Source organism: Micrococcus sp. KRD077 (assembly GCF_017168505.1).
GTDB classification, from domain to species: Bacteria; Actinomycetota; Actinomycetes; order Actinomycetales; family Micrococcaceae; genus Micrococcus; species Micrococcus luteus.
The window spans coordinates 1-2606 of record NZ_JABFAZ010000102.1 but is presented as its reverse complement, the minus strand read 5'-3'; the positions used below and the strand labels follow the sequence as shown (position 1 = coordinate 2606).

The following is a 2606-nucleotide window of genomic DNA, read 5'->3' as shown; positions in this document are numbered from 1 at the left end:
CCGCCCGCGGCACCACCGCGCCCCGCGGCTTCGTCTCCCCGTGGGAGCACGGCTCCCGGCTGTACCGGACCCTCGTGCTGACCGGCTCCGCGCTGTTCCTCGTGGGCATCGTGCTGGCGGTCGTCGGCGGGACCACCGGACGCCTCGCCGTCTCCGGGACCGCCCTGGGCGTGCTCGGCGCGGGCGTCGCCGTGCACCTGTCCGCCCAGCTCGTGCGCTTCCGCCAGGCCGCCCGCCGGCAGGGGGAGCGGCGCCCCGGCCGTTAGGCTGGACGGCAGTCGAGAACCGTCCCGCAGGAGGCCCGAGTTGAGCGTGAACCCCGACGTCGCCGGGCGGAGCTATCCGCCCGCGCCCCCCTTCCAGGTCGGTCGTGAGGCGGTCCGCGGCTTCGCCGAGGCCGTGCAGGCCCACCATCCCGCGCACCACGACGTCGCGGCCGCCCGGGCCCTGGGACACGCCGACCTGGTCGCCCCCCCGACCTTCGCCGTCGTCATCGCCCAGCGCGCCGAGGCCGCCGTCGTCGCCGATCCCGAGCTGGGGATCGACTTCTCGCGGGTGGTCCACGCGGACGAGCGCTTCGTCCACCACCGCCCGCTGGTGGCCGGGGACGAGGTCGTGGCGACCGTGCGGGTCGAGGCCGTGAAGTCCCTCGGCGGCAACCGCATGGTCACCACCGTCACCGAGATCGCGGATCTGGACGGCGCTGCCGTCTCCACCGTCACGTCCACCCTGCTGGTCCGGGGAGAGGAGTCCTGATGAGCACCGCCCCCCGCCTGTCCGACCTCGCCCGGGGCGAGGTGGTCGGCACGCGCACCGTCACGTTCACCCGCGCCGACCTCGTCGCCTACGCGGGTGCCTCCGGCGACCGCAACCCGATCCACTGGTCCCCGACGTTCGCCGAGCACGTCGGCCTGCCCGGCGTCATCGCCCACGGGATGCTCACCATGGGCGCGGCCGTGCAGCTCGTCTCGGACTGGGCGGGCGACCCGGGCGCCGTCGTCGACTACCAGACCCGCTTCACCGGCATGGTGCCGGTCGCGGACACCACGGGGCGCACGGACGACGACGGCGCGCCCGTCCCCGGCGCCACGCTCGAGGTCGTCGGCACGGTCGGCGCCGTGGATGAGGCTGCCGGGACGGTGCGGATCGACCTGAACGTCACCAACCCGGACGCGGTGAAGCCGCGCGTGCTGACCAAGGCGCAGGCTGTGGTCCGCCTCGGCGGAGCCGCGGGGGAGAGCGCGTGAGCGAGCGGCTGGCGGACCACACCACCACCCGCGTCGGCGGGCCCGCGCGCGCGTGGGTCACCGCGCGCACCGAGGCCGAGGCGATCGAGGCCGTGCGCGCCGCCGACGCGGCAGGCGAGCCCCTGTTCGTCCTCGGCGGCGGTTCCAACACCCTCATGGCGGACGCCGGCTTCCCCGGCACCGTCGTGCGGCTGGCCTTCGAGGGCATCCACGTGCTGGACGGGCCGGCGCCCGGCGAGGGTGAGGCGCCGCCCGCCGGCGACGGGGCCCGGTCCGCGGACCACGAGGGGGAGGCCGTCGACGTGCGGGTCGCGGCGGGCCACCCGTGGGACGACGCCGTCGCATGGACCGTGGCGCACGGGCTCGGCGGGATCGAGGCGCTCTCGGGCATCCCGGGCGCGGCCGGCGCGACGCCCGTGCAGAACGTCGGCGCGTACGGCGCGGACGTCTCGCAGGTGCTCGTCGCCCTGCGCGCGTGGGACCGGGAGGCGGGCGACCTCGTCGAGCTGACGCCCGCGGACCTGCGCTTCGGCTACCGCGACTCCGTGATCAAGCGCTCCATGCTGGAGACCGGCGCGCCGAGTCCCCGGTGGATCGTGCTCTCGATCGACCTGCAGCTGCGCCGCGCCTCCTCCGACGCCGAGCCGACGGCGCCGGTCCGCTACGGGCAGCTGGCGGCCGCGCTCGACGTCGAGGAGGGCGCCCATGCCCCGCTCGCGGTGGTCCGCCGCGAGGTGCTGGCCCTGCGCGCCGCCAAGGGGATGGTGTCCGATCCGGCGGACCCGGACACGTGGTCCACGGGCAGCTACTTCACGAACCCGATCGTGCCCGCGTCCGTGCGGGCCTCCCTGCCCGAGGGCGCCCCGGCGTTCGCCGCCGGGGAGGCCGAGGACGGGACGCCGCTCGTGAAGCTCTCGGCGGCCTGGCTGATCGATCGCGCGGGCTTCGCGAAGGGCTTCGGGCTGCCCGAGGTCGCCCCCCGCGAGGGCGGGCCGGACGGCCGCGGAGCCGACGGCACCGGCCTGGCCGGGGGCCGCGCGTCGGTGTCCACGAAGCACACCCTCGCCATGACCAACCGCGGCGACGCGACCACCGAGGACGTCCTGACGGTCGCGCGCACCGTGCGCGACGGCGTGCGCGAACGCTTCGGCGTCGAGCTGCACCCCGAGCCGATGATCATCGGCACCAGCCTCTGACCCCCCTCCACTTTCGTTCGGGAAACGGCGCCCCCAGGAGTGCTTTCGTTCGGGAAACGGCGCCCCCGAGGCGGCGCGGGCGCCGTTTCCCGAACGACAACGCGCGAACACCCGCCGTTTCCCGAACGAAAACGGGGGCCGGGGGCGGGGGGCCGGGTACGGG

At 76.1% G+C, this 2606-nt stretch carries 4 protein-coding genes; all 4 read left to right on the top strand.

All coding sequences use genetic code 11. The features are described 5' to 3' along the window. On the top strand, window positions 1-266 hold a 266-nt coding region (locus J1M39_RS11985; RefSeq protein ID WP_206496845.1), incomplete at its 5' end, for a hypothetical protein. A 40-nt stretch (window positions 267-306) separates the two neighbouring features. After that, window positions 307-756, top strand: coding sequence for an FAS1-like dehydratase domain-containing protein (locus J1M39_RS11980; protein WP_036381490.1), 450 nt, complete (start codon window positions 307-309; stop codon window positions 754-756). After that, window positions 756-1247, top strand: a complete 492-nt coding sequence (locus J1M39_RS11975) for a MaoC/PaaZ C-terminal domain-containing protein (RefSeq protein WP_036381494.1) — start codon at window positions 756-758, stop codon at window positions 1245-1247. The genes J1M39_RS11980 and J1M39_RS11975 overlap by 1 nt, the downstream gene beginning before the upstream one ends. Further along, window positions 1244-2443, top strand: a complete 1200-nt coding sequence (locus J1M39_RS11970; protein ID WP_206496844.1) for a UDP-N-acetylmuramate dehydrogenase — start codon at window positions 1244-1246, stop codon at window positions 2441-2443. Before J1M39_RS11975 ends, J1M39_RS11970 begins: the two co-directional genes overlap by 4 nt. Window positions 2444-2606 lie beyond the last annotated feature (163 nt).